The sequence below is a fragment of the Pseudactinotalea sp. genome (assembly GCF_048594945.1).
In the GTDB taxonomy this organism is placed as follows: Bacteria; Actinomycetota; Actinomycetes; order Actinomycetales; family Beutenbergiaceae; genus Pseudactinotalea.
In genome coordinates, this window is the sequence record NZ_JBMDXJ010000510.1 from 1 (window position 1) to 26,232 (window position 26,232).

Sequence of the window (26,232 nt, forward strand, 5' to 3'; positions counted from 1 at the left end):
GTCCGGGGTGCTGCGGCTGCCGCCGCTCCCGGACGAGTCGCTGCGCCAGGTGGTCGACCACGCGGCGCAGGTGCTCGTGGTCGGCGCCACCGATCAGGAGACCGCCGAGCTCGCGCACCGGCTCCGCGGGTTGCAGGTCGACGCGCAGTTCCCCTCGACCGTGATGGTGAGCGACCGCAACCTCGCCGGGCACTGGGCGAGCTTCGCGCCCGAGGACGTGGTCTGTCGGCCGGCCCGCACGGCGATCGCCGCGCTGCGCACCGCGCCGCCCTTCCTCGACGACGCGATGGTGCCGCCACCGATCGTGCTCGGCGACGGTCCCTACGCCGCCGAGGTCGCACGTCGCATCGTGACCGGCTGGCAGCAGCCCGGAGAGCGGCTTCGGGTGCACTGCCTCGGTGCGCGCGAGGACTGGGTGATCGATGCCGGGATCGGCATCGAGGAGCGAGCCGACTTCGAGTGGCTTCCGATGGAGGCGAGCGTGGCGCTTGCCCCTCGCCGCATCCGCTCGCTGCTGCGTGGCCTCCCCGTAGCCGATCCACGCTTCACCCACAGCGGTGCGCGCGTGTACGTCGCCTACCCGGATACCTCCCGCACGGTCCCGATCGCCGCCGCGATCGCCCGCCGGGTGCCTGAGGTGGAGGTCACGGCGATCGTCGACGATGCCGACACCTGGAGCGGCACCCTCGGCCAGGACCACGGGCTGCGCCTGGTCTCGTCGCAACGATTGCTGACCGATCCGGACACGATTCGGCTGTCGGTCGTCGAGCTGCTCGCGGGCGAGCTGGTGGCCGATGCCGGCCGCTGGCCCGCCGATGTGCCCGGCGCACTGGGCGAGGTGCGACGAGGCCCCGACGGCGCCCAGCTCGCCGATCAGTCGGCTTCGATCCAGCGCACGATCCGGGCGGTGGCTGCGCACGTCGAGCAGGTCTTCGCACCCGCGGACGTCGAGCTCGACGCCGGATATCCCGCTGAGGTCCCCACGCTCATGCTGGACCCGGGCGAGCTGGCCGCGATCGAGACGGCGCTGGCTCGCGAGCTGCCGGAGACGTCGCTCGAGGTCCCCGGTGATCAGGGCGACGACGCAGGCACGGTGTCGCTGCGCCGTCGGGCGGACGAGGCGCGACTGCGCCGCCTCGAGCTGGCGGCGAGGCTCCCTGTGCTGGCGGCACGTGCCGGCCTGGTGCCGGTGCGCCGCGGCGGTGGGCTCGCCCCATTGACCGACGAGAGCGTGCGCGAGCTCGCGCTCGAGGTGCACAACGACTACGTCCGCACCGCCGCGAGCACGGGCAACGCGACCGCTTCCGGCAATGCCGACCTCACGTGGGTGGAGCTGTCGGAGACCGATCAGCGCTCGAGCATCGCGCAGGTGGTCGACATCCCGGTCAAGCTCGCGGCGCTCGGGCTGACCTGGCGCCGGGCGTCAGACCCCCGGCCGTACGCCTTCTCCGAGGAGGAGGTGGAGCTGTTGGCCGAGATGGAGCACCGCCGGTGGGTGCACTTCCAGCTCCGCAACGGGCGCGCCAGGCACACCTTCAACCTCACCTGGGAGGGCCTGGCTGATGGGGTGCAGGAGTACGACCGCGGGCCCGTGCGGCTGATGAGTCGATTGCTCGCTATGGTCGGGTTCGAGATCGTGCCAGCGGGCGAAGACCCGCAGCGCCCCCCGACATCACGCTGACCGACCTGTCGCCCTGCGGCTGGCGTAGCAAAGTGGCCATGAGGGCGAGGCCCGCACCGCTGGGTACGCGATGGCGTAGCAGAACCATCCATCAGGGCGTGTTCCGCACCACCGCAGCGGGTGCGCAGCATCCGTCATCGCACGGTGCAGCATCGGTGGCGTTGAGGGCAGGCGTGCAGCACGCGTCGCCTCGCCAGGCCGCCACGCCTTCCTTGACCGCCACGCCGGCGATCACCAGTGCGGCGATCGGGTCCGCCCAGGACCAGCCGAGCGTCGAGTTGAGCAGCAGACCGACGAGCAGGACCGCCGACAGGTAGGTGCACAGCAGCGTCTGCTTGGAGTCGGCCACGGCGCTCGCGGATCCGAGCTCGCGGCCGGTGCGGCGCTCGAACCAGGACAAGAACGGCATCACGGCGAGACTGATCGCGGCGAGCGCGATTCCCACCGGAGAGTGGTCGGATTCGTGGGCACCTAGTAGTGCGCGGACCGAGTCCACGGCCACGAACGCTGCCAGCCCGAAGAACGAGACCGCGATGACGCGCATCGCGATCCGCTCCCGGCGTTCGTGGTCGGTGGCCGCGAACTGCCACGCCACCGCGGCAGCGGAGGCCACCTCCACCACCGAGTCGAGCCCGAAGGCGACCAGCGCGCCCGAGGATGCGATCCGACCTGCAGTGATCGCGACGACGGCCTCGATCACGTTGTACGTGATCGTGGCGGCGACGATCCAGCGCACGCGACGCACGAGCACGGCCCGACGCTCCGCCGTCGGGCCGACGCGCAGGGGGAGGGCGGTCATGAGCAGGTGCACCCCTGGCTCGAGCAGCATCCCGGGTCGACCGCGACCACGAGCTGCACCAGTTCGGTGAGCGCGGGTGCGAGGTGGGGATCGGCGAGCCGGTACCAGGTGCGCCGACCCTCGGGCATGGCCTCGACCAGGCCACAGCCGCGCAGGCACGCGAGCTGGTTCGACATCACCTGCCGGGATACCCCGAGTGCGTCGGCGAGGTCGCTGGGGCAGGCCGGCGCCTCACGGAGCGCGAGCAGCACGCGCGTGCGCGTCTCATCGGAGAGCGCGTACCCGAGTCGTGCGAGTGCGGCGGTGTGGGTGAGTGTCACCCGCGGCTCGGGAGCGGTCGTTAGTTCAGCCATTGCTGAACAGTACAGCGAAGTCTGTACGGTCTTCCCCGTGGAAGGGGCAGCGGCTTGGCTCAGGCGGCTTCGCCGAGCTCGGGCTCGTCGACGCGGTGGCTGATACCCGCGCCGGCCCGGCTGGCCACGAGCACCCCGGCGACGCAGACGGCGGCGAAGGCAAGCATCAGCAGCTGGGCCGAGCGGACGAGGTCGGGTGCGGCGAGGTTCACCAGCACTCCTGCGAGTGCGGCGCTGGAGGCGCTCGCGATCAGGAAGACCGTGTTCACGGCGGCGGCGGCCTTCGCACCCTCCTCGCCACCCCCGGCGCTCCCGAGCGCTGCGACGGTCAGGTGCGGGAAGCCCAAGCCGATGCCGGCGCCCGCGGCGAAGAGCGTGAAGAACCACAGGACGATCACGAGCGTCGACGGCCCCTGGTGCTGCAGCATCCCGTACGCCGCGAGACCGCCACCGAGCAGCAGCGGGGCCGCGAGAATCAGCCGGCGCCTGGCGACGTCGCCGGTGGCATTGGCCGTGACGACCTGGGTGAGGGACCACCCCAGCGACAGCGCAGCTCCCATGAGACCGGCCGTGAAGGGCATCAGGCCGCCGATCTCCTGGCCGAAGAGCGGGATGAATGCCTCGGTTCCGATGCCGAACGCCATCACGGCCACCGTCAGGTAGACCCAGCGCAACGACGAGGTGCGAGCGAACGTGACGCGGGGCAGGATCCCGCGCCGGCCGTGGCGTTCGTGACGGAGGAACAGCACGCCGAGAGCGACGCCCGTCACCAGCGCGAGCGCTGTGGCCACTCCGCTGGGGACGACGCTGGCGATGCCGACCGCGGCGACACCGCTCGCGAGAAGCAGCAGCGACGTCCAGGGCGCCGCCTCGCGCGAGACCCCACGCTCGGTCGCCGGCATCGAGCGGATCACCACGAGTCCGATCAGACCGCACACGATCGCCAGCCCGACGAACGTGGCACGCCAGGCGTGCAGCTGTGCGGCTGCGCCTCCGACGAGCGGCCCCACGATGTTGCCGACGCCCCACATCGCCGAGACCAGCGCGGCGGCGCGCGCCCACAGTCGCTGCGGCAGCGCCTGCTGGATCAGGGCGTATCCGAGGCCGGCGAGCAGCCCGCCGCCCAGGCCCTGCACGGTGCGGCCGATCAGCAGTGCGGACATCCATGGACTGGCGGCGCACAGGAGCGAGCCCAGGGCGAACAGCCCCAGGGCCAACAGGTAGGCGCGCACCGCACCCTGTTGGACGAGGATCCTGCTGACGAGCATCGCACTGACCACCGAGGCCAGCAGGAAGGTCATCATCGTCCAGGCGTAGAAGTCGCCGCCGCCGATCTCGCCGACGATCGTGGGCAACAGGCTCGTGGTCAGGTAGACGTTGCTCGCCTCGACGAGCACGCCTCCTGCCAGGACTGCCGCGATCGGCCCGTACTCACCTCCGAGCAGCTCGCGCCATGTCCCGGGGATCGCGGTTCCTTGCGCGGTGCGCTCCATCTGCATCGTTCCTCTGCGTCGGTATTCGGTCTGCCAGGCGCAGCAGCGCCGGGGCGCCGGCTCGGGCGCTGCACGGCACGCTAAGACCTCAAGTAATCTTGAGGTCAACCCGGAGGTGAGGATGTCGCTGGAGCCCGATGACCTGCTCGGCATCGGAGAAGTGTCGCGCCGCACCGGCGTGGCGCCCTCGGCGCTGCACTTCTACGAGGAGCTCGGCCTCATCGCCGCGACCCGCAGCGCCGGCAACCAGCGCCGATACCCACGGCACATGTTGCGCCGGATCTCGTTGATCGTGGTCGCCAAGCGGCTCGGCATCCCGCTGAGCGACGTGCAGGAGGTGTTCACCAGCCTGCCCGTGGACCATCCCCCCTCGCAGCGAGACTGGCGCCGTGTGGCCCAGCTCTGGCGCGCCGAGCTCGAGGCCCGCAGGACGCAGCTCGATCACCTGCAGCGCGAGCTGACCGGGTGCATCGGCTGCGGCTGTCTCTCACTGAAGGCGTGTGGGCTGCTCAATCCCGAGGATGCACTGGCCGACGAGGGTCCCGGCCCGCGGCGCATCTGACCGCGCCGAGCGGGTCGACAAGAATTCTTGTACCAAATCGGTACAGGAACCCGTAGGGTGGTGATGTGCCTCGCCCAGCAACACCACTCGACCCCGTCACTGCCTCGCGCCTGCGCATGGCGGCGGCGCGGGAGTTCGCCGCGCTCGGGTTCGATGGCGCCTCGCTGAACCGCATCGTCGCGAGCGCGGGCATCGCCAAGAGCTCGCTCTACCACCACATCGGCGGGAAGCAGGCGCTGCTCGACGATCTGCTCGAGGCGCTCTCCGGGGCGGTCGAGGACGCACTGCGGCGACTCGACTCCGCCACGCTCTCCACCGCCACGTTCTGGGCAGCGGCAGCAGCAGCCATCGACGACCTCACGCAGGTAGGTGAGCAGCACCCGGAACTGCTCGAGTTCGCGTCCCTCGTGCACGGACCCGACGGCGTCGAGGCACTCGCGAGACTCCGCGCGGGCGCTCTCGCCCGCGTGCGCGACTACCTCGAACGGGGCCAGCATCTCGGCGTGGTCCGCAGCGACCTCCCTGCCGGCCTGCTCGCTGAGATCGCTGTGGCCACGCTCGTGGCCGTCGACGCCTGGGTGCTCACCGATCCTGCAGGATCCGAAGCCGCCGCCCGCATCGCACTGACCATGCTCCACACCAGTCTGGAGGCCGCCTGACGTGGCGACCATCGCTTTCTGTCCCATCACGTTCAACCTCGCCGAGGTGACGCGCATGATCGAGGTCGCGCGCGCACTCGACCCCGAGCACAGCGCCACCTTCATGGGCTACGAGGCCGACTTCGCCGACCTCATCACCGAGGCAGGCTTCAGCTACCACGCCGCCGAGCCGGCCTTCACACCCGCGGAGCGCGACCAGGTGCTTCGCTTCGACCAGGGCAAGACGCTGCGCACACCCTTCACGTACGAGCTAGTCGCCGAGCGAGTGAAGGCAGAACGAGCCTTCATCCGCGAGACCGGTGCGGCCGCCGTCGTGATCGGGACCAACCCCACCTCGATGATCTCGGCCCGTGCAGAGAAGGTCCCGCTGCTGTACCCGGTGCCGTTCGCGCTGACGCAGCCCCATGTCGCACAGGCGCGCCGGCTCGGACTGGTGAAGGGAGCGAGCGTGCGCGCCCGCACGATCGACACGATGGCGACCAGCATGGTGCGCTGGGCGTACAACAGAGCACCGCTCGCGCCACGGTCGTTCCGGCGCGTGGCGCAGGAGCACGGGGTGCCACCGCTCCGCACGGTCGTGTCCCTGCTCGAGGCCGACCACAACCTGCTCACCGTGATGCCGGCGGAGCTCGAGGGGTACACGCTGCCGCCGGGCTACGAACGCGTCGGACCGATCTTCGCGCGCCTCGACGCACCGATGCCCACGATCGTCAGTGAGCTGGCGGCCCGGCCGGAGCCGCTGGTCTATCTGGGGCTCGGCTCCTCGGCCAGCCGCGACGTCGCGCTCGCTGCTGCCCGCCGCCTCGGCTCGATGCCGGTCAACGTGATCGCCCCGATCCGGCACTACGTCGACGCCTCCGACGTCCTTCCGGCCAACGTCCACGTGACCGACCTGGTGCCGGCCCACCAGCTCGCCGGGCTCGTCGATGCCGCGGTGCTGCACGGCGGTCAAGGCACGGTGCAGACGGCCTGCGCGACCGGTGTTCCGTTCGTCGGCATGGGGCTGCAGCCCGAGCAGGTGTGGAACGTGGACGTCTGTGTGCGGCAGGGCAATGCCCTCGCGCTTGCCCCTGGCCGAGCCGGAACCACAGCGCTCAGCGATGCCGTGTCTCGACTGCTCGCCGAACCATCGTTCCGCCTCGCCGCCGAACGTGTCCGCGACATCTGCTGCCACGAGGACGGAGCCCGCGCGAGCGCGCAGGTGATCTCGCGGGTGGTCGGATAGCGTCAGCTCCGCGCGCCGCCCCCCAGGCCCGCCTCCCGGGCATGGACGATGGCGGCGGCGCGATCGCGCAGCGACAGCTTGGCCAGCACGGTCGCCACGGTGTTCCGCACGGTCTTGGGACTGAGCGTGAGGCGCCGCGCGATCGTGGTGTTGTCCAGCCCGTGCGCCACGAGGTCGAGCACCTCGCGCTCGCGCGCCGTCAGCTGCGGGAACGGCAGTCGTGCGGCTCGCTGGCCGCCGAGCACATACGACATCGCGCGCTCGGCGACCGCGGGGGAGAGGATCATCTCGCCCGCTGCCACAGCTCGCACGGCGCGCTCGACGGCGTCCGGCGGGGCGGACTTCACCAGGAATCCACGCGCTCCCGCGCGTACGGCGGCGACGACCGCGTCATCGTCCTCGTGCATCGTGACCACCAGCACACGAAGCTCGGGCCGGGAGCCGACCAGGTCGCGCGTGAGGTCGATGCCCGAGCCGTCCCCGAGGTCGAGATCCATCAGCACGACGTCGGTCTCGTGCCGCCCGGAGAACAGCTCCCTCGCGGCCGCCGCACCCGCTGCCTGCCCGACCACGGTGACGCCGTCGAGCGAGTCCAGGAGCGCCGCCATCCCGATCCGGAAGACCGGGTGATCATCGACGAGCGTCACCCGCACCGCCGCGTTCATACCGGCACCACCCCTGGCTCGACGGGCAGCGTCGCACGTACCACCGTGCCTCCGCCGGCGCCGGGCCCGATATCGAGGTCGCCGCCCAGCTCCTGCGCGCGCTCACGCATCGACCGAGTGCCGACGCCGTCGGCGGCCTCGACCGCGCGACCCACGCCCTCGTCCTCGCAATGCACCAGGAGCAGGCCGCGACCGCCGTCGGCCTCCGAGAACTCAACCTTCACCAGGCAGCCGGGCACGCCCGCATGCCGGGAGGCGTTGAGCACCGACTCCGAGACCACGGCGTAGGCGGCAGCGGCCACGCGCGGGTCCAGACCGCGCAGCGCGTCCGGGTCGCGGACCGGCAGCCCTCGGACCTCGACGGCGAAGCCCAGCTCCGCGTGTCGGCTCACCAGCTCGGTGAGTGCCGCGGCCAGGCCGCGCTCCTCGAGCACCGGCGGGAGCAGGCTGCGCGAAAGCAGCCGCACGTCCTGCACACGCTGCGCCACCTCATGCTGCAATGCCGCGAGCACGGCATCAGCCCCTTCCGGATCGGTGCGGAGCGCGTTGCGCGCACCCTGCAGCCCGAGCCGCAGCCCGGAGAGCCAGGGCCCGATGCCGTCATGGAGCTCACGCCGGATCAGCCGCCGCTCAGCCAGCCGCGCGTGCGTGGCGGCATCACGCGCCCGCACCACCTCGGCGGTCGCCCGCACCAGTCCGAGCCCGACCGCCAGGACCGGCCGCAGCGACTCCAGCGCGTCCAGCGTGCGCCGGTCGAGCAGCTCGCCCGGAGGCGGCGTCACCGTGAGTACGCCGAGCACGGGGCCGGCGGGGTCGTCGCCCTGCCGGACCTCGCGCAGGATCGGCGTGCTCGACGGCGTTCCCCACCTCCCGATCGCGTTCTCGCCGGAGACGGTGAGGGTGACCGACTCCAGGCGCAGCGCCTCGCCCACCGCCGTGGCGAGCTGGTGCAGCAGCTCCACGTGCTCACTGCTCGTCAAGGAGGCCCCGACCCGTAGTGCTGCGCGCCCCGCCGAGGTCGCCTCGCCGTAGACGAGACGATGCACACGGGTCTCCAGACGCCGTCGGACGGGTTGCACAGCGAGCACCACCCCGACCGCCGCGACCACCTGCGCGAGTGTCGAGCTGCCGACGAGACTGGTCGCGACCCACACGAGTGCGGCGTAGACCATGACAAGACCGAGCGTCAGCATCCCGGCGAGGACCGCGCGGCTCACCGCGAGGTCGATACCCCACAGGCGATTGCGGAGCATCGTCACCAGCAGCGCACCCGGGAACAGCGCCTGGCAGGCCAGGTGGGAGATCGGGACCAGCAGGACCACGCCGGCGTCGGTGTACGGCACGAGCAGCAGCGGGAGGAAGGACACCGCCATCAGCGCGGTGCCCGCAGCGAGCAGCCCCAGGCCGGCGCGCTCGGCAGCGGGACCCCGGCGGTGCCGCCAGAACACCGCCGCCGCGGTTCCGAGGCCCACGACGACCACGGCCAGCAGCAGCCCGCTGTTGTCGGCCTCGGGTGCGAGCAGCCGCTGCGTGGTCAGGGCCATCGTGGTGAGGATCCCGACGGCGGTGCCCAGTCGGGCTGTCGGGTCCAGCGGCCTCTCGCGCACCAGCCAGGGCACCACGAGGAACAGGGCGAGCGTGCCGGGCACCCAGGCCGACCCGAACAGACCGATCGCGGCAGCGCCTCCGGGCGCACCTGGATGGCTGAGCGTGAACGAGGCCCAGCCGCCGCCGAGCGCTGCGAGCCCGCCACCGATCGCGGCGATCGCTACCAGCCAGGCGACCGGGTGGCTGCGGCGGAGCAGGATCACGGCGGCGACGGCGCCGTACACGAGCCCCACCATGACATCGACCACGAGGAACAGCACGTCCGGTGACACCGGCGTGCGGCTGGCGAGCTGCAGCAGCGCACCGGCGACGGCGGGCAGCGCAGCCGCGACGGCCACCACGAGGGCGGCGCGAGGCCGCCCGGGGTAGCGCGGCATCGTCGTCATGCGCTGAAGATAGGGGTAGCCGGCGGGGTGAGGGAACACCCCCGCGGCAGGGACCGCGGAGGTGCTCCTGCTGCCTCCGCCCTCACCCCCGCTGCCGGTCCCCGAGAGCGAACCCGAGCGACGCGATCAGGACCCAGATCGGCCCGATGAATCCGGCCATGTACTGGAACGGCGAGACGCCCGCGATCACGGTCAGCGTGCCGAGCACCAGTGAGACCACGCCGACCCATCGAGGTGCGGCGCCGTGCCGCAGCGCTGCGAGCGAGACGGCGATCGCCGACAGCCCGGCACCGACCCACAGCCACGGGATCGTGGCGACCCAATCGGTGTAGAACGCCGCCGACTCCGGAACGTAGGCGCTCGGGTCGGAGAACCCCAGGGCGAACTGGGTGTCGAGACCGCTGCCCACCAGCAGCGCGGCTGCGGTGAGCAGCAGCCCGCCCAGCGCGACCTGGCCGTGCAGCGCGCCGGCGGGGCCTTGCTGGTCGAGCCTGCGCTTGAGGCCGGCGGCGAACACCGGCAGCACCAGCATCGTGAGCACAGCGAGCACATGGAACAGCAGATAGGCGCCCTGCTTGGTGGCGGCCTCGGCGAGTATCTTCTCGGCGTCGCCTGCGGTGGCTTCCCAGTCGATCGACGCCGCCATCGAGGCCTGGATGGTCGCGATCCCGAGCAACCCGGCGGCGACGCCGCTCCAGGCCCACGCCCGTGCGGGACGTGGCGCGGTGGTTGCCTGTGCGACGGGGATCGGTTCGGTCACGTGCGTGGACATGGCACTCCTCGGTTCGTGCCCGCCGACGGTCGGCGGGCGGCCGAGGCCTACGCTCTGCCGGGCAGCGTCCCGGGCACCAGGGCTCCGTGCCCGACTGTCCGGGCGGAGTGCCTCACTCCCAGCGGAACAGTCGAGCCGAGAGCAACCCGGACACCACGATCGCCGCCACCAGTGCCAGCAGATGCCGGGCCTCGGGCACCTCGCCCAGCCAGGTGGTGCCGAGCGCGGCGACAGCGGCGCCGATCGGAAGCAGCTCACCCACCCGGGCGACGGCGTCGGGCAGGTTCGACGTCGGGCCGAACATGCCGCCGACCGCGCCGAGCACGAAGAACGTGCCGAGCCCGATCGCCACGGCGGCGTTGGGCGACGGCGCGATCGACGCGACCAGCACCCCGACGGCGTACATCGCCGCAGCGGCCAGTGCAAAGACCGCGATCGCCAGGCCAGGCCTGCTCGGCATGTTCGCACCGAACCCGAGGATCGCCACCCCGAGGGCCAACAGCACGCCGAGCGCCGTCTGCAGCACGCTGACCACCAGCTGCGCGACCAGGATCATGACGGGGGAGGCCGGTGTGACGCCCAGCCGCCGCAGCACCCCGGTCTTGCGGTAGTAGGAGAGGAAGCTCGGCATGTTGACCACGCCGATCGTGGCCACACCGATCACGAGGATCAGCGGCAGCACATAGACGTCGAACGCGGACAGGCCGCCGAGCCCGGGCAGTGGATCGGTGCTGCTGCCCAGCCCGTTCATCACGAGGAACAGCATCGGCAGCGCGATCGGCACGACCAGGCCGGCGGTGTCGCGCGCAACCATCTTGGCCTCGGCCGCCACCAGCGCGGTCCAGGCACGCAGGCCCGGGCGGAAGTCGGGCACGGTGTTCTTGACGGCGGCGGTGGTCATCGCGTCGCTCCTTCGAGATCGTGGTCGGTATCGGTTCCGAGGCTGTGCCCGGTGAGGGCGAGGAAGGCGTCGTCGAGCGTGGGCTGCTCGAGCCGGGTGTCGGTCGCGACCACGCCGTCACGGACCAGCGCCGTGCTCACCGCGACGAGCAGGTCGCCCTCGCCGGTGGCGGTGACGCGATCACCGCGCACCTCCACCTGCGTCACCTCGGGCAACGCCTCGAGCGTGGCTGCCTCGAACGGTCCGCCGTCCGGGACCCGGAAACGGACCCGCTGACCCAGCCCGGCGGCCGACACGAGCCCGGCTGGGCTGTCCTGGGCGACCACCCGACCGGCGTCGAGCAGCGCGACTCGGTCGCACAACCGCTCCACCTCCTCCATGAGGTGACTGACCAGCAGCACGGTGACACCGCCGTCGCGCAGTCCCTCGACGATCGCCCAGATGTGGCGTCGAGCCTCGGGATCCAACCCCGTGGTCAGTTCGTCGAGGATGACGACGCGCGGCTGGCCGACGAGCGCGAGTGCGATCGAGAGTCGCTGCTTCTGTCCGCCCGACAGCTTCTCGAAGCGTACGTCGCGGTGCTCGGTGAGGCCCACCGAGTCGATGAGCTCGCGCTCGTTCGCCGGGCGGGCGTAGAAGGTCCGGTACAGCCGCACCAGCTCGGTCACGGTGAGGGCTGCATGCAGCTCGCTCTCCTGCAGCTGCACCCCGAGCAGCTGGCGGACTCGCCGGCGGTCCCGCCACGGGTCGAGCCCGAGGATCTCAACGCTGCCGGCGTCGGGTCGGCGCAGCCCGGCGATCATCTCCACGGTGGTGGTCTTGCCGGCACCGTTGCGGCCGAGGATCCCGACCACCGCGCCTTCCTCGACCGTGAGGCTCACGCCATCCACGGCAGTGCGGTTGCCATAGCGCTTGCGTAGGTCGCGGGCCTCGACGGCGGTCATGCGGGTCTCCCTCGTTCGTGCCCTGCCACGTGGTGCGGGGCGTCGTGTCGACGCTAGGAGCCGGCCGGGTGCGGGCGCGCGTGCCGGAGGTCACGACGTGCTGCCGTGACTTCCGGCACAGGCGGGCGTGCGTCGCGACCCGTACGCTCGAGTCGTGGACAGGCGCGACCCGGACCTGTGGGCCGGAGCCTTCGGGCTGCTGGTCTGCCTCGCCGTGGGTGTGGTGTTCCTGCTGTTCCAGGTTCAGGGCGGGACCTTCACGAGCGTCCCCGTGGGCGTGTGGTGGACCTCGTACGGCGGCTTCATGATCACGCTGGTGGCCGCGCAGTGGTTCATGGGCATCGAGCGGGAGCGCCTGGCTCGGGTTGCCTTTGCCGCGCAGGTGGTGCTCGGGATCGTGATCGTGGTGACCGCGACCGGTGCCGGCTGGTTGCCGATCCTGGTCGTCTACACGGCGGCGCTGAGCGCGTACGTGGTGCCATGGCGATTCACCGCCGTGGTGATCGCCGCCAACTCGGTGGCGGTCGGGGTGGCCTCGTGGCTCGGCACCGGAGCGCTGATGCAAGCGGTGGTGAGCGGGCTGATCTACACCCTGCTGCAGATCGGCACCTACCTCGCCGTGCGGGCGCACCACCGCGAGGTCACGATGCGCACCCAGCTTGCGGCTGCGCATGCCGAGCTGCGCGCCACGAGCACGATGCTCGCGGAGTCCTCCCGCGCCGACGAACGGCTGCGCATCGCCCGTGACCTGCACGATGCCGTGGGACACCAGCTGACCGTGCTGGCGCTGGAGCTGGAGATCGCCTCGCATCGGGCCACGCCCCCGGCGAGCGAGCACGTGGCGCGAGCTCGTGCGGTGGCGAGCGACCTGCTCACTGACGTCCGCCAGACGGTGGGTGAGCTGCGCCGCCGCGCGCCCGACCTGCGCGTCATGCTCGAGCGAATCGTCACCGGCATCCCCGCCCCCCGCATCCACGTGCAGGTCGCCGATGACGTCGAGCTCGACGAGGTCCGCACGGTCGCACTGGCGCGCTGCGTCCAGGAGATCGTCACCAACACGATCCGCCACGCCCACGCCGCCCATCTGTGGATCGACGTCGCGTGCGAGGAGAGCGGAGCCGTGGTGCTCACCGCCAGGGACGACGGCCGCGGCACGGCGCGGCTCGAGATCGGGAACGGCCTGCGCGGCATCACCGAGCGCGTGGCGGACCTCGGGGGCGACGCCACCTTCTCCAGCGAGAATGGTTTCCGTGTCGAGGCGAAGGTGCCGGCCGCGTGATCCGACTCGTCGTGGTCGATGACCAGACGCTGGTGCGGCAAGGCATCCGTGGTCTGCTCGAGCTGGCCGACGACGTCGACGTGGTCGCCGAGGCCGACGACGGCATGACCGGTCTTGCCGCGATCCGCGAGCACGCACCTGACGTGGTGCTGCTCGACCTGCGGATGCCGCGCCACGACGGGATCTGGGCGCTGGAGGCGCTGCGCTCGGCCCGGCTGGAGGTGCCGGTGCTGGTGCTGACCACCTTCGACGACGACGAGCTGGTGCTCGCGGCGATCCGCGCCGGAGCGCGCGGCTACCTGCTCAAGGACGTCACGTTGGACTCGCTGGTCGGTGCGATCCGCACGCTCGCCGAGGGCGGCACGCTCGTGCAGCCCGCCATCACCGACCGCGTGCTGCGTGCGGTCCGTGAGGGAGCCGTGCTGTCCGAGGACGACGACGGCGCACCGGTGGTGCTCGGCGATCTCACCTCACGGGAGGTCGAGATCCTTCGCCTCGTGGCCGGCGGGTACTCCAATCGAGAGATCGCGCACGCGCTCCACCTCGCCGAGGGCACGGTGAAGAACCACGTCTCCGCTGTGCTGCTCAAGCTCGGTACTCGCGACCGCACACGCGCCGTGCTCCGCGCCCTGCATCACGGCCTGCTGCAGTAGCCCGCCGCCCCGAGGCGCCGAGACCGAGGCTCCCCGCCGAGACCGCGTGGTGCACCCCGCGGTCTCGACGCCTGGCCGCGGTCTCGGCGGGTGAGAGTCCGTGACGTCGCTCTGTCCGGTCAGGGCGCGTAGCAGCGGATCTCGGCGACTGCAGCCGCCGGGTCGCCGTTCGTCGCATGCACGACCAGCCGCAACCGGTCGCTCGTGACCGGCCCGCTGAGATCGTGCTGCCGCCGACGAGCCGCGTTGTCGGTGACGGTGAGCACCCGACGCCACCCCTCGCCGTCGGCGATCTCGATCGAGTAGTCGCGCACGCACTGGGGGTCGCGGAACCCCGGGGGATACCGGTCGTACTCGCGGAGCACGCTGCCGGCGAACGTGAGCTCGACGCGACCGATCGTGCGCGCGTCGTCCCAGCTCAGCTCCAGCCACTGGTCGAACGGCTGCGCCGGATCGGACCGCCACACGTTGGTGGAGCGGTGCGGGCGAGTGACGCCCGTGAGGACCTCTGAAGCGGGCCACGCCGGCTGGGCCGGGTTGACCCGGTGGCTGAGGGTGATGGCGTCGAGATACCGGCGCATCCGCCCCGAGCCGATCCGGACCGCCGAGACGCTCCCGGGCACCACGGTTCCGGCGCGGTGCCAGGTCACCTCCGGGTCGGCGTCGAGGTCGAGGCGGAGGTAGCGCACGTCGCCGCTCTCCCCAGCACGCAGCGCCTCGAGGTCGAGATCGACGTCCCAGGTGACCCAGGTCCGCTCGCCCGGGCGGACCACCAGCTGCGTCGTGGCCAGCGATGGCAGATCGTCGATCCGGTAGTCCCAGATGTGGTCGACGGCGACCAGGTGCGCTCCGATGGTCCGTTCGCTGTCCGTCGGGTTGCTCAGGCACACCGACACCTGCTGCAGGCCGGGTGCGTCGGCGCCGATGCCGACCGCGATCCACTGACCGCGGCGCTCGTGCAGGGCGTCGTCCGGCTTGGAGTAGTTCCCGAGGCCGCCGGTCGCGCCCACCGTGTGGGGTCCCGCCCCGTGACCCAGCGCGCTCGAGGACGCACGCACGCGCGCATCCCTGGCCAGATCGTCGGGATCATGACCGACCACCGAGGGGAGGAACGCCCCGTCGCGGAGCAGCTGCTGTTGCACGGTCCCGATCGCGCGGGTGGCGACCTCATGCACGGGGACGTGGTCACGGACCGCGATCCCGGCCGCGGTGCCCGCCGCTTGTCCCATGATCGCCGTCGTGGCCTGGACCCGCACCGACCCGAGCGCGACGTGCGTCGCGGACACGTTGCGACCCGCCATCAACAGGTTCGGGACCTCCAGCGCTACCAGCGAGCGCAACGGCACGCCGAACGGCCCCACGTAGGCCGCCACCGCGGCGGGTGCCGTGGACACGTGACCCTCGGCAGCCGTGGGCTCGCTGGTCTCGGCGAGCAGCCCGCCCGGGGTGTGCAGGTCGATGTTCCAGCCCCCGTAGGCGATCTCGTCCTCGAACGGCTCGGAGCGGAACAGATCGGCTTCGGTCAGCAGGTGCTGCCCCATGATGCGGCGGCTCTCGCGCTTGCCCGGCACCTGGCCGATCCAGTCGAGCGCGTACGTGGCCGCGCGATCCTTCAAGTACGGATCCTTGTTCTTGATCCAGTCCCACACCCCGAGGGCATGCCGAGTGAGCTCGTGCCGGATCGTCTCGGCGTCATCGATCGTGTGCCACGGCACGCCGATCTCGATCCACCAGTAGCCGCCCTTGAGCGTGGACGGGCGGCGACCTCCCCGGTAGAAGAACGCGGCATCCTCGTAGGAGACTGCCCAGTCCGGGAGCTCGAAGTCCACCGGCCGCCCGACGTCCTTGGTCTTGATGTGGATCGAGTTGCCCATGACGTCGTCCGACGCCTCCGGCGGCGCGTGCGGCTCGTCGAACTCGGCCCTGCCCTCCGTGCCCATGCGCCAGGGCGCGCCGGCGAGCGCCGCCACCACGCCGTCACCGGTGCAGTCCACGAACACCTCGCCGTGGATCTGCGTCTCGGTCTCGGCACTGGGGGTGTAGGTGCGCACCGCGGAGAGCCGCTTGTCGTCCTCGAGCACCACGTCGCGCACGATCGTGTTGAGGTGCAGCGTCAGGTGCGGCGTCCGTTCCACCAGGTCGTACAGCGTCAGGTCCCAGACGCTGTTGGTGAAGCCGTTCTCGAAGATCTCCTCGTGGTTGAGCAGCCGCTCACGCTCCAGCAGATCGCCGATGATGCCGGTCTCACGGGCGTACGCGTGGTAGTTGGCGGCGCCGCGAGGGACCACGCGCACCTCTGAGGAGCTGTTGCCGCCGAGCACAGGGCGGTCCTGGATCAGGACCGTCTCCAGGCCGAGTCGCGCGGCGGCGACGGCCGCGCTGACACCGGCGAGACCTCCTCCGCAGACGACGACCTGGGCATGTTCGACACGAGTACGCACAAGATTCCTTCGGTTGGTGGTGGGCGCTGAGCGCGGTCGGGCTCAGCCCTTGAGGCCGGTCGTGGCGATGCCGGCGATCAGCTTGCGTTGGAACAGCAGGAAGAACACGAAGACGGGCAGCAGCGAGACCAGCGACATGGCGAACAGCTGTCCGTACGAGGACTGCCCCATCGCGTTCATGAACATCCGCAGCCCGAGCGGCACGGGGTAGTCGTTGAGATCGCTCAGGTAGATCAGCGGGCCGAGGAAGTCCTCGTAGGTCCAGATGAAGGTGAAGACCGCTGTCGTGGCCAACGCCGGCACGGTGAGCGGAAGCATCACTGAGCGGAACATGCGCCAGCGGCCGGCGCCGTCGAGCTCGGCGGCTTCATCGAGCTCACGCGGGATGCCGCGCATGAACTGGACCAGCAGGAAGATGAAGAACGCGTCCGTGGCGAGGAACTTCGGCACGATGAGAGGCAGATAGGTGCCGACCCATCCTGCCGCCGAGAACAGCGCGTACTGCGGGATCAGGGTCACGTGCGCCGGCAGCATGACGGTGCCGAGCATGACGGCGAACCAGATCCTCTTCAGCGGGAAGTCGAGCCGCGAGAACGCGTACGCGGCGAGCGTGCACGCGATCAGGTTGCCCGCGACCGCACCCGCGCAGATGATGAAGGAGTTCGCCAGGAACGCGCCGAACCCGGGTGGGTTGGCAGCCCAGCCGGCCGGGAAGTTCGCCAGGTCCACGTGCGTGGGCACGATCGTGGGGCTGGCGAAGATCTCGCTCTCCGGCACGACAGAGCTGCGAGCCATCCAGAGCACCGGGTACAGCGTGGCCAGGCAGAGCAGGAGCATCAGGCCGTGCCAGGCCGTGGTCGCCAGAGCGGAGCGGCCGCGGCGAGCGCGGGCAGGCGGCGGCAGGGGCGTGGTGGCTCGGTCGGTCGCGGAGGGGGCCCGGGTGGCGGTGGTGGTCATCAGCTCTCGTCCGAGTAGTGCACCCACCGGCGGGCGCCGAGGAAGTTGACGGCGGTGAAGGCCGCGATGATCGCCACCAGCACCCAGGCCATCGCGGAGGCGTAGCCCATCTCGAACTCGCCGAAGCCCTTGATGTAGAGGTACAGCGTGTAGAACAGCGTCGAGTCGACGGGTCCGCCCGTACCGTTGGAGATGATGAACGAGGGCGTGAAGGCCTGGAACGCGACGATCGTCTGCATCACCAGGTTGAAGAACACCAGCGGCGTGAGCAGCGGGAGCGTCACCGAGACGAAACGACGTACGGTGCCGGCGCCGTCCACGCGTGCCGCCTCGAGCAGCTCACCGGGGATCTGGCGCAGCCCGGCGAGGAAGATCACCATCGGGGATCCGAACTGCCAGATCGCGAGCACGATCAGCGTCGCCAGGCTGGTGTCCGGCGAGGCGATCCAGTTGGGGCCGTCGATGCCGACGAGCGCCAGCAGCTGGTTGATGGCGCCGCTGCTGCCGAAGAGCTGACGCCACAGCACGGCGATCGCGACACTGCCGCCCAGGAGCGAGGGCAGGTACAAGGCGGCCCGATAGAAGGACATGCCCCGCAGGGTCCGGTTCATCAGGACGGCCAGGCCCAGGGCGACCACGAGGCGCAGCGGGACCGACACCAACACGTACGTGAAGGTCACGCGCAGCGACTGCAGGTAGCGAGGGTCGTCCGTGAAGAGCGTGCGGTAGTTCTCCAGTCCCACCCAGACCGGGTCGTGGAACAGGTCGTACTCCGTGAAGGACAGGTACGCCGAGGTCACCATCGGTCCGATCACCAGGGCGGCCAGGCCCACGAACCACGGCAGCAGGAACAGGTACCCGGCGCGTGCCTCCTTCCGGCGGCGTGCCGTCCACCGGGGTCGCGTGCGCGGGTGAGCGCTCGCGACCCCGGGCGTCGGACCAGTCACTGTGCTCAGCCCTGCGCGTCGGCGAAGAAGGCATCCACGGCGTCGTCGATCGAGGTCTGGCCGAAGGCGACCTGCTCGGCGAGCTGGTCCATCAGGGTGCGCGAGTCAGCGAAGCCATCGGGCCAGAGGCGGTTGAGCGGGCGCGAGTTCTCGGCCACGACGTCCATGTACTCGACCGCGGGGCGTTCCTCGTCGGTGACCGAGTCCGCGATCTGGGTGCGCGCATCCGCGGTGGGCGGGATGCCCAGCGAGGCGCCGAGCGTGCCGACGGCCTCGGGGTCGTTGACGAGGTGCTCGATCAGATCAGCGGCACCCTGCGGATTCTGCGACCAGGCGGAGATCGACCACAGGCTCGCCGCGTTGATCCACAGGCTCGGGTTCGTGACGTTGTGCGGCGGCAGCGCGATCTCCAGGGCGCTGTCGGTCATGGTCTGCAGGGCCACGTAGTCCTGGGTCCAGAAGAATCCACTGGCGGCGGTTCCGGTCGCGAGTGGGTTGGCCGGGATGTTTCCGCTGGACTCTGCGGTGATGTCGGCAGGTGGGACCGAGCCCGCCTCGCGCATGTCCGCCCACATCTGGAACCAGGAGCGCAGGTCGTCGGGAGTGGCGTTGATCGTGCCGTCCTCGGCGTAGAACTCCCGGCCGGAGTCGCGCACGTAGAGGATGAACAGGATCATGTCGCCGGAACCGTCCTGCACGCCCCAGTACTCACCGCCGCTCGCCGAGCGCACGTCCTCGGCGAAGCCTGCGAGGTCGTCCCAGCTCCACTCGCCCTCGGGCGCGGCGACGCCCAACTCATCGAGCATGTCCGCGTTCGTCACGAAGCCTGTGGCGTTCGTGGCGGCGACCACGCCGTAGGTCGCGTCGCCGACGGCGCCGAACTCGCGGATCCCCTCGTCGAGGCTGCTGAGATCGAGGTCGACGTCGGACAGGTCCAGCAGCGAGTCACGCTCGGCATAGGTCGGCAACTGGCTGGCGGCCTGCATGAGCACGTCCGGCAGGTCTCGGCCGGCCACCTGGGTGGCGAGCTTGTCCCAGTAGCCATCCCACGGTTGCGGCTCGACGCTGACCTGCGGACCGCCTGCGGCCGTGAACGCCTCGATCGCGGTCTCGAGCGTGCGGTGCTGGTTGTCGACACCCCACCACGCGGCTCGGATCGGGTCATCCGTGGCGGGGCCGCCCCCGCCCTCGCCACCGGTGTCGGTGCCACCGACGCCGCATGCCGCAAGCGCGAGAGCTCCCGCGAGCAGAGCGGCGGTGGCGGCGGTTCTGCGGACTGTGCGTCGAGCGGACTTCATCGTTCCTCCTGGTGGGCCGGACCTCGATGACCGGCGACTTACAACGTTAGAGGTATCTGACAGGCGCGGACATGGCGCTGTCAACTGCGTCGCGATGAACGAGCAGTGGCTCGGCATCTCCAGTACCGTGCCGTCTATGCCGGAAGAGATATCAGACCGTGGCGCGGGTCCCGGGCAGCCCGGTCGCCGCACGCGCACCGTGGTCGGCATCAAGGACGTCGCGGCGCGCGCCGGCGTCTCCTGGAAGACCGTCACGAACGTCATCCACGGGCGGCCTCACGTGGCCGCCGCGACCAGGCGCACGGTCGAGCGGGCGATCGCCGAGCTCGGCTATCGCCCGAGCCTGGCTGGTCGGCAGCTGCGGCACGGACGCACCGGGCTGCTGGCGGTCTCGGTCCCCGATCTCGCGACCCCCTACTTCGCGGAGCTGGCGAGGGCGGTCGTGCGGCGTGCGCGCGAGGACGACTACACGGTCCTGATCGACGAGACGGGGCACTCGGTCACGCGCGAGTCGGCAGCGGCTCGCGGGTATTCCGTGCGCTTCACCGACGGGGTGCTGTTCAGCCCGTCGCGGCTCTCCGGTGCCGACGTGGCTGCGCTGCAGACCGACACCCCGATCGTGCTCCTCGGCGAGCAGGCCGATCCGGGCGGCCTCGACCATGTCGGCATCGACAACGTCACGTCCGCGCGCGATGCCGCACGCCACATGCTCACGATCGGGCGCCGGCGATTCGCTTTCCTCGGGGCCGAGATCGGACCACACCGCAAGGCGTCGGCTCTGCGGATCGCCGGCGTGCGTGCCGAGCTCGCGGCAGCCGGCAACACGGCCGACCTCACCCTGCTGGAGACCAGCGAGTACTCGCGCTCGGAGGGTTTCGCGCGGACCCGTGCGGCGTTCGCCGACGGCACGCACTGGGATGCGCTGATCTGTGCCAGCGACCTCGTGGCGATCGGTGCGCTGCATGCACTGGCCTCGCTCGGCATCCGCATCCCCGAAGACGTCGCCGTGCTGGGCTGGGACAACGCACCCGAGGCCGAGTATGCGTGGCCCCCGCTGACCACGATCGCGCCGAACATGGCGGAGTTCGGTGCTCGCGCGTTCCAGCTGCTGACGGCGCGGATCGCCGAGCCCACGGCACCGCCTCGGCGCGGTCTCGTCTCGCACCACCTCATCGTGCGGAGCAGCACGCTCGGATCAGCCGCACTGTTCAACCCTGCTGTGCCATATCAGATCTGGCATGAGCGCCCTGAGGCGAGTGTGCTGATCCGAGAGGCCCGGAAGCGGGCGGGACTCACGCAACGCGCGCTCGCAGATCTCGTCGGTACCTCTCAGCCGATGATCGCCCGCTACGAATCCGGAGCGATCAGCCCGACCATCGGCTCGTTGGAACGCATCCTGGCGGCCATGGGATCCACGTTGCGACTGGATGCGCTACCCGCCGATCTGCGGTGACTGCGGCGGCGCGTGACGGATACGGCGCCGCCACCACCAGACGTAGGCCGCGAAGGCGGCGGTCAGGACGCCGATACCGATGTCGAACCAGGCGAGCTCGGGGCCGAGCATCCGCCACCGGTCGAGGGCGGCGAAGGTCACCGCGAGCAGGAGCGCTTGCGCCAGCGTGGCCACCACGGCGGTCGGGAATGCCCCGCGACTCCTCAGGATCAGCAGCACCGGCGCTGTCAGACCCCCGACGACGTTGAGCATCCACACCACTCGCAGAACAGGTGGGTAGTCGCTGAAGTACACGGCGCCGTCGTGCCCGAACTGGCGCTCGATGTAGCCGGTGTCGCCGAGCGCGATCAAGGCGAAGTCTCGGGCACCGCCGACATACAGCAGAAACATCGCCACGGCGACGACCCATATATGCCAGGGTCGTCGCGATCGGGGTCGCTCCGGTGCGGGGCGCAGATGTCCTCCTCGTTCTCGGACAGCACCGAGCCTACGGCGTGCGAGCCTCTCGACGCCATCGCCCCGGAGCCTTGCCGCAGGCGCGGGTGAAGTGCTCATAGAACTGGCTCTGGGAGCCGAACCCGGCAGCAAAGGCGACAGCCGACGTCGGCATCCTGGTGGTGACCAGCAGACGTTGGGCCTCGACCACCCGGCAGCGGGTGAGGTAGGTGCCGATCGTGCATCCCATCACGCGGCGGAACACGGTCATCGCGTGACTGGGATGGAGATGGCTGGCGGCAGCCACCTCCGTGGCGCTCAGAGGATCCCGGAACCGCTCGGCGATCAGGCGGGTCATCGTCACCGCGGCGTCGAGCTGGTCAGGCAGGTACGACGACCCCGCCTGATCGGCCGCGCTGCGCAGCACTCGCCGCACCAGCGCCTGCACCTCGAGGAACGCCAGCTCCGCGTCACCGCGCTCGAGATCGGTGTGCCAGCGCGAGGCGGCCGTGGCGGCGTCGTACTCGAGGTCGCCGGCGCCGACGACCACCATCCGGGGCTGCAGCAGCACGGCGAGCTGGTCGGCCGGGAGATCCCAGGACAGCACCGTGGTCAACGGGATGTGCAGCCACATCACGTCGCCGTGCTCGCTCGTGCCTGACCGCAGCAACTGATGCGGTGTGCCGCCCCAGAACAGCGCGACCTGCCCTGGCTCGACCGCACGCTCGAGACCCCCGAACAGGTATCGCAGGTGCCCGGTGCGCACCACGTTGAGCTCGACGTCGTCGTGTCGGTGCTGGTGCGTCATCACGGGTGGATCACCCCGGCGGGTCCAGAGCCCCGAGCGTTCGGTGATCACCCCGTCGGACATGCCGCTATCCAACCAAGGATTCCGGAGAACGTGAGATCGGGACCGGAGGCGACATCCCGCCGTCGTCCATAGATTCGAGACATGACAACGATCGCCATCATCGGAGCCGGCGGCTTCGTGTTCCCGTTCCGCCTGTTCGGGGACCTCATCAGCTTTCCCGCCTTGCAGGATGCCGAGATCCGGCTCATGGACATCGACGCCGACAGGCTCGACGGCGTCGCGTCGGCTGCGCGGGATCTCGTCGCCCATCACGGGCTCCCCGCCCGTGTGGTCACGACGACCGACCGGCGGGAGGCGCTCGACGGTGCCGACGTCGTGATCATCACCTTCCAGGTGGGTGGGGTGGCTGCGTACCGGCACGACGTCGAGATCCCGCGGCGGTACGGGATCGACCAGACGGTCGGCGACACCGTGGGGCCGGGCGGGGTGTTCAGGTTCCTACGGTCGGTGCCGGCCTACCGCGACATCGCCGCCGATGCGCTCGAGCTGTGCCCCGACGCGACCTTCATCAACTACGCGAACCCGATGGCGATGGCCACGGCGTACCTCAATGCGCTCGGGCTGCGCACCGTGGGGCTGTGCCACAGCGTGCAGGGGACCACGCGGATGCTCGCACGCACGCTCGGGGTGCCCTACGACGAGGTCAGCTACCGATGCGCCGGCATCAACCACCAGGCGTGGGTGCTCGAGTTCCGGCGCGGCAGCGAGGACCTGTACCCGCGGCTGCGTGAGGTGATGGGGGAGCGGCACCAGCTGGGCCGCGGAGCCGGCGGGCTCCGTGCCGACGACGGCGACCACTCGGGTGCTGCCGACGACGCCAGCACCTACGAGGGCGGCAACGAGCAGGTCCGCACCGCGATCATGGAGCAGTTCGGGTACTTCCAGACCGAGTCCAGCCACCACGCTTCCGAGTACCTGCCGTACTTCCGGAAGTCGGCCGAGATGGTGACCGAGTACATCCCGCAGCGGTGGGACTACTACGAGATCTGCGCCGCCCACGACGTGCCGGGTGACCTCACCGATCAGCTCGAGAAGCTCAAGGGTGAGTTGAAGCCTTCGGTCGAGTACGGCGCGAGCATCGTGAACTCGTTGGTGACCGGGGTGCCGAGCGTGGTCTACGGCAACGTGCCGAACGCGGGCGCGCTGATCGCCAACCTTCCTGCCGACGCGTGCGTGGAGGTGCCGTGCCTCGTGGATGCCGGCGGCGTGCAGCCCACCGCGCAGGGTGAGCTGCCGCCCCAGCTCGCGGCGCTCAACCGCACCAACGTCAACGTGCAGACGCTCGCCGTGCGAGCAGCGCTGGAGGGGAACGTCGAGCACGTCCATCACGCGGTCGCGCTCGACCCGCTCGCGGCGGCGCAGTGCACGCTGCCGCAGCTACGGAAGATGACCGACGAGCTCCTCACCGCCCACGCCTCGCTGCTCCCTCCGGAGCTGCAGCGCCGCTGACGCCCCGCCTCCCCGCGCCCGGCCCTCGACTTCGTACCCGCGGCGCGACTTCGTACTCCCGACGGTGCGAACTCGAGCCGCAGGTACGAAGTCGCGGGCGGGATGGGGCTGAGGCGGGAACCAGCGCGGCGGGCCCCGAGGCGCGGGGCGGCGTGCTCCGGCCTACGCTTCTGCTGTGACTGAGCACGTGCCCCGCTGGGCGCAGTCCGCTGAGCGGTGGCAGGTCCCGCTCTATCTCGGGGCGATCGGCGTCGGAGCGGCGGCAGGCCTGGTGCTGCCGGGTGGAGCCACGGCCGGGCTCGAGATCGCGATCGAGCCGGTACTCGGGCTGCTGCTCTACGCGACGTTCCTCGGCGTCCCGTTCACGCGACTGCGGGAGTCGCTGACCGACTCCCGGTTCCTCGTCACGGTGCTCGTGCTCAACTTCGTGGTGGTGCCGCTCGTGGTTGCGGCGCTGCTGCCGCTGGTCCCGGGGGAGGCGGCGATCCGGGTCGGCGTGCTGCTGGTGCTGCTGACGCCGTGCATCGACTACGTCATCGTGTTCACGCGGCTCGCGGGCGGGGCAGCGGATCGCCTGCTCGCGGCGGCGCCACTGCTCATGCTTGCCCAGATGGCACTGCTGCCGGTCTACTTTCTCCTTTTCCTCGGGCCTGCGGCGACCGATGACCTCGACCGCGGGCCATTCCTACGCGCACTGCTGCTGCTGATCGTGCTGCCGCTCGGCGCCGCCGCGCTCACGCAGGTGCTCGCGGTCCGGCGGCGTGCCGCCCGCCAGATCAACCGCGCGATGACGACGGCGATGGTCCCGTTGATGATGGTCACGCTGGCTGTGGTGGTGGGTTCGCAGATCCACGAGGTTGTCGGTTCGGCGTCGATGATCCTTGCGCTGATCCCGATCTACGCAGGCTGGTTCGTGGTCATGCCGGCGATCGGTGCCCTCGCCGCACGTATGGCTCGCCTGGATGCACCCCGCGGGCGCGCGCTGATCCTCTCCGGTGCGACCCGGAACTCGCTCGTGGTGCTGCCGCTGGCGCTCGCGCTGCCTCCGGCACTGGGACTGGCACCGGCCGTGGTCGTGACGCAGACGCTGGTCGAGCTCGTCGCGCTCGTCGTCCTGATTCGGGTGCTGCCCCGGCTGGCACGCGTTCGCGCGACCGCATAGGCCGTGCACCGCGTTCGACGCCTCCCTCCGCGCGCCGCGTCGAGGGTGCTTCCGGCTGACCGGGATCCCGGTCGAGGGCTGAGCCGTCAGGCGACCTCGCTCGAGGCTGCGTGCGGAGCCGACGCGGTGACAGCCCCAGCGCCGATGCGTACGCTGAGGTGTCATGGGCAGTGAGGCGCCGTTCATCGACACAGCGGCAGTCCCGAGCGGGACAGGCTGTGCGGAGTGCGAGGCGGCAGAGGGCTGGTGGGTCCACCTGCGCCGCTGTGCCGCCTGCGGTCACATCGGCTGCTGCGACTCCTCCGTGGGGCAGCACGCGACCGCTCACTTTCGAGAGACCGGGCACGAGCTGATGCGTACGTTCGAGCCGGGCGAGGATTGGTTCTGGAACTTCCGCACCGGGACCAACGTGTCCGGACCGGAGCTCGCTCCGCCGCTCGCGCACCCGGCGGATCAGCCCGCGCCCGGCCCCGCAGGGCGTGTCCCCGCAGACTGGCGCGACCTCATCCATCACTGACCTGCTCGCTCAACCCTCGAAGGCTTCTTGTGCTCGCCCCGCCGCTCGCGCGCCGCAACGCGCTCTCTGCCCTGTTCTTCCTCCCGGGCATCACGATCTCTTCCTGGGTCACGCGCACGCCTGATGTGCGCGATCTGGTGGGGGCGTCCACGGCGCAGATGGGGTTGATCCTGTTCGGCCTCTCGGTCGGGTCGATGATCGGCATCCTCAGCGCCGGACCGCTGCTGCGGAAGCTCGGCGCACGGCGGCTGATCGTGGTGGGGATGGCGCTGATCGCTGCCGGCACGTCGGTGGTGGGGATCGGAGCAGGCGCCGGTTCCGGCGTGGTCGTCGCCATCGGCCTCGGCCTGTTCGGGCTCGGGATGGGTGGCGGTGAGATCGCGCTCAACGTCGAGGGCGCCGAGGTGGAACGGCTGCTCGGGCGCTCGACCATGCCGCTGATGCACGGGTTCTTCTCTCTGGGCACCGTGGTCGGTGGCATCGGCGGGATGCTGCTCACCGCGGCCAGGTTCCCTGTCCTGGTCCATCTGCTGATCGCTGCAGCGATCGCGGTGGTGGTGCTCGTGGTCGCGATCCGCCCGGTGCCTGCGGACACGGGCCGTCGAACCGCGCCCGATCCGTTGGCCACGGCCGCATCGCCGCGCACGCCGCTGTGGCGCGACACCCGCTTGCTGCTCATCGGCGCGATCGTGCTCGCGCGCGCGCGCGCGGCGGGCCCGCCC

The 26,232-nt window shown here is 70.8% G+C and carries 24 protein-coding genes and 1 pseudogene; 11 read left to right on the plus strand and 14 right to left on the minus strand.

All coding sequences use genetic code 11. The features are described from left to right. Positions 1-1,681 (plus strand): hypothetical protein (locus tag ACOJSN_RS22975; protein WP_420114809.1); only part of this gene is annotated, 1,681 nt, incomplete at its 5' end. A gap of 91 nt (positions 1,682-1,772) precedes the next feature. Here the strand turns inward: ACOJSN_RS22975 and ACOJSN_RS22980 are convergent. From ACOJSN_RS22980 to ACOJSN_RS22990, 3 genes are read right to left on the minus strand one after another with little or no spacing between them, the layout of a single operon-like run. Beyond that, positions 1,773-2,480, minus strand: coding sequence for a cation diffusion facilitator family transporter (locus tag ACOJSN_RS22980; protein WP_420114810.1), 708 nt, complete (start codon positions 2,478-2,480; stop codon positions 1,773-1,775). Further along, positions 2,477-2,833: an ArsR/SmtB family transcription factor gene (locus ACOJSN_RS22985; RefSeq protein ID WP_420114811.1), complete on the minus strand. Its 357-nt coding sequence runs from the start codon at positions 2,831-2,833 to the stop codon at positions 2,477-2,479. The genes ACOJSN_RS22980 and ACOJSN_RS22985 overlap by 4 nt, the downstream gene beginning before the upstream one ends. 59 nt (positions 2,834-2,892) lie before the next feature. Beyond that, positions 2,893-4,332, minus strand: a complete 1,440-nt coding sequence (locus tag ACOJSN_RS22990; RefSeq protein ID WP_420114812.1) for an MFS transporter — start codon at positions 4,330-4,332, stop codon at positions 2,893-2,895. A gap of 115 nt (positions 4,333-4,447) precedes the next feature. Here ACOJSN_RS22990 and soxR point away from each other — a divergent pair, with 115 nt between their 5' ends. From soxR to ACOJSN_RS23005, 3 genes are all read left to right on the plus strand, one after another. Next, a complete protein-coding gene (gene soxR, locus ACOJSN_RS22995) occupies positions 4,448-4,888 on the plus strand; it encodes a redox-sensitive transcriptional activator SoxR (protein ID WP_420114813.1) in 441 nt (146 codons plus the stop codon). A gap of 65 nt (positions 4,889-4,953) precedes the next feature. After that, positions 4,954-5,547: a TetR/AcrR family transcriptional regulator gene (locus tag ACOJSN_RS23000; RefSeq protein ID WP_420114814.1), complete on the plus strand. Its 594-nt coding sequence runs from the start codon at positions 4,954-4,956 to the stop codon at positions 5,545-5,547. A gap of 1 nt (position 5,548) precedes the next feature. Further along, positions 5,549-6,772: a glycosyltransferase gene (locus ACOJSN_RS23005; protein WP_420114815.1), complete on the plus strand. Its 1,224-nt coding sequence runs from the start codon at positions 5,549-5,551 to the stop codon at positions 6,770-6,772. 2 nt (positions 6,773-6,774) lie between these two features. Here ACOJSN_RS23005 and ACOJSN_RS23010 read toward each other — a convergent pair whose 3' ends face one another. From ACOJSN_RS23010 to ACOJSN_RS23030, 5 genes are all read right to left on the minus strand, one after another. Further along, a complete protein-coding gene (locus ACOJSN_RS23010; protein WP_420114816.1) occupies positions 6,775-7,437 on the minus strand; it encodes a response regulator in 663 nt (220 codons plus the stop codon). Next, positions 7,434-9,431 carry a sensor histidine kinase gene (locus ACOJSN_RS23015; RefSeq protein WP_420114817.1) on the minus strand — a complete coding sequence of 666 codons (1,998 nt, stop codon included), beginning with the start codon at positions 9,429-9,431 and terminating at the stop codon, positions 7,434-7,436. Before ACOJSN_RS23015 ends, ACOJSN_RS23010 begins: the two co-directional genes overlap by 4 nt. Positions 9,432-9,513: 82 nt before the next feature. After that, complete coding sequence (locus tag ACOJSN_RS23020) at positions 9,514-10,203, minus strand: hypothetical protein (RefSeq protein ID WP_420114818.1); 690 nt, start codon at positions 10,201-10,203, stop codon at positions 9,514-9,516. A 112-nt stretch (positions 10,204-10,315) separates the two neighbouring features. Continuing rightward, entirely contained in the window at positions 10,316-11,104 is a 789-nt protein-coding gene (locus ACOJSN_RS23025) for an ABC transporter permease (protein ID WP_420114819.1), read from the minus strand. After that, the gene (locus tag ACOJSN_RS23030; RefSeq protein WP_420114820.1) at positions 11,101-12,048 is read right to left on the minus strand and encodes an ABC transporter ATP-binding protein; all 948 of its coding nucleotides are present in this window, start codon (positions 12,046-12,048) and stop codon (positions 11,101-11,103) included. Before ACOJSN_RS23030 ends, ACOJSN_RS23025 begins: the two co-directional genes overlap by 4 nt. A 154-nt stretch (positions 12,049-12,202) precedes the next feature. On the opposite strand from ACOJSN_RS23030, the gene ACOJSN_RS23035 reads away from it, so the two are divergent. Next, positions 12,203-13,327, plus strand: a complete 1,125-nt coding sequence (locus ACOJSN_RS23035) for a sensor histidine kinase (RefSeq protein ID WP_420114821.1) — start codon at positions 12,203-12,205, stop codon at positions 13,325-13,327. Continuing rightward, positions 13,324-13,980, plus strand: coding sequence for a response regulator (locus ACOJSN_RS23040; protein WP_420114822.1), 657 nt, complete (start codon positions 13,324-13,326; stop codon positions 13,978-13,980). The genes ACOJSN_RS23035 and ACOJSN_RS23040 overlap by 4 nt, the downstream gene beginning before the upstream one ends. Positions 13,981-14,099: 119 nt before the next feature. On the opposite strand, the gene ACOJSN_RS23045 is transcribed toward ACOJSN_RS23040, so the two are convergent. From ACOJSN_RS23045 to ACOJSN_RS23060, 4 genes are read right to left on the minus strand one after another with little or no spacing between them, the layout of a single operon-like run. Beyond that, a complete protein-coding gene (locus ACOJSN_RS23045; protein WP_420114823.1) occupies positions 14,100-16,421 on the minus strand; it encodes an FAD-dependent oxidoreductase in 2,322 nt (773 codons plus the stop codon). Between the two features lie 42 nt (positions 16,422-16,463). After that, positions 16,464-17,378 carry a carbohydrate ABC transporter permease gene (locus ACOJSN_RS23050; RefSeq protein WP_420114824.1) on the minus strand — a complete coding sequence of 305 codons (915 nt, stop codon included), beginning with the start codon at positions 17,376-17,378 and terminating at the stop codon, positions 16,464-16,466. Next, a complete protein-coding gene (locus ACOJSN_RS23055; RefSeq protein ID WP_420114832.1) occupies positions 17,378-18,334 on the minus strand; it encodes a carbohydrate ABC transporter permease in 957 nt (318 codons plus the stop codon). Before ACOJSN_RS23055 ends, ACOJSN_RS23050 begins: the two co-directional genes overlap by 1 nt. Then, positions 18,331-19,623 carry an ABC transporter substrate-binding protein gene (locus ACOJSN_RS23060; RefSeq protein ID WP_420114825.1) on the minus strand — a complete coding sequence of 431 codons (1,293 nt, stop codon included), beginning with the start codon at positions 19,621-19,623 and terminating at the stop codon, positions 18,331-18,333. Before ACOJSN_RS23060 ends, ACOJSN_RS23055 begins: the two co-directional genes overlap by 4 nt. Before the next feature lie 94 nt (positions 19,624-19,717). Here ACOJSN_RS23060 and ACOJSN_RS23065 point away from each other — a divergent pair, with 94 nt between their 5' ends. Further along, positions 19,718-21,076 carry a substrate-binding domain-containing protein gene (locus tag ACOJSN_RS23065; protein WP_420114826.1) on the plus strand — a complete coding sequence of 453 codons (1,359 nt, stop codon included), beginning with the start codon at positions 19,718-19,720 and terminating at the stop codon, positions 21,074-21,076. On the opposite strand, the gene ACOJSN_RS23070 is transcribed toward ACOJSN_RS23065, so the two are convergent. Both ACOJSN_RS23070 and ACOJSN_RS23075 read right to left on the minus strand, forming a co-directional pair. Further along, positions 21,056-21,472, minus strand: a complete 417-nt coding sequence (locus ACOJSN_RS23070) for a hypothetical protein (RefSeq protein WP_420114827.1) — start codon at positions 21,470-21,472, stop codon at positions 21,056-21,058. The two genes, ACOJSN_RS23065 and ACOJSN_RS23070, sit on opposite strands and share 21 nt — an antisense overlap. A gap of 91 nt (positions 21,473-21,563) precedes the next feature. Next, positions 21,564-22,382: a helix-turn-helix domain-containing protein gene (locus ACOJSN_RS23075; protein WP_420114828.1), complete on the minus strand. Its 819-nt coding sequence runs from the start codon at positions 22,380-22,382 to the stop codon at positions 21,564-21,566. Between the two features lie 81 nt (positions 22,383-22,463). On the opposite strand from ACOJSN_RS23075, the gene ACOJSN_RS23080 reads away from it, so the two are divergent. The 4 genes and pseudogenes from ACOJSN_RS23080 to ACOJSN_RS23095 all read left to right on the plus strand — a co-directional run. Further along, a complete protein-coding gene (locus tag ACOJSN_RS23080) occupies positions 22,464-23,831 on the plus strand; it encodes an alpha-glucosidase/alpha-galactosidase (protein WP_420114829.1) in 1,368 nt (455 codons plus the stop codon). Positions 23,832-24,006: 175 nt separating this feature from the next. Beyond that, a complete protein-coding gene (locus tag ACOJSN_RS23085; RefSeq protein WP_420114830.1) occupies positions 24,007-24,993 on the plus strand; it encodes a bile acid:sodium symporter in 987 nt (328 codons plus the stop codon). A gap of 163 nt (positions 24,994-25,156) precedes the next feature. Further along, positions 25,157-25,510 (plus strand): UBP-type zinc finger domain-containing protein, encoded by a 354-nt coding sequence (locus ACOJSN_RS23090; RefSeq protein ID WP_420114831.1) that lies wholly within the window; start codon positions 25,157-25,159, stop codon positions 25,508-25,510. After that, positions 25,507-26,232, plus strand: a pseudogene (locus ACOJSN_RS23095) (MFS transporter); the annotation flags it as partial. The gene ACOJSN_RS23090 and the pseudogene ACOJSN_RS23095, both read left to right, overlap by 4 nt.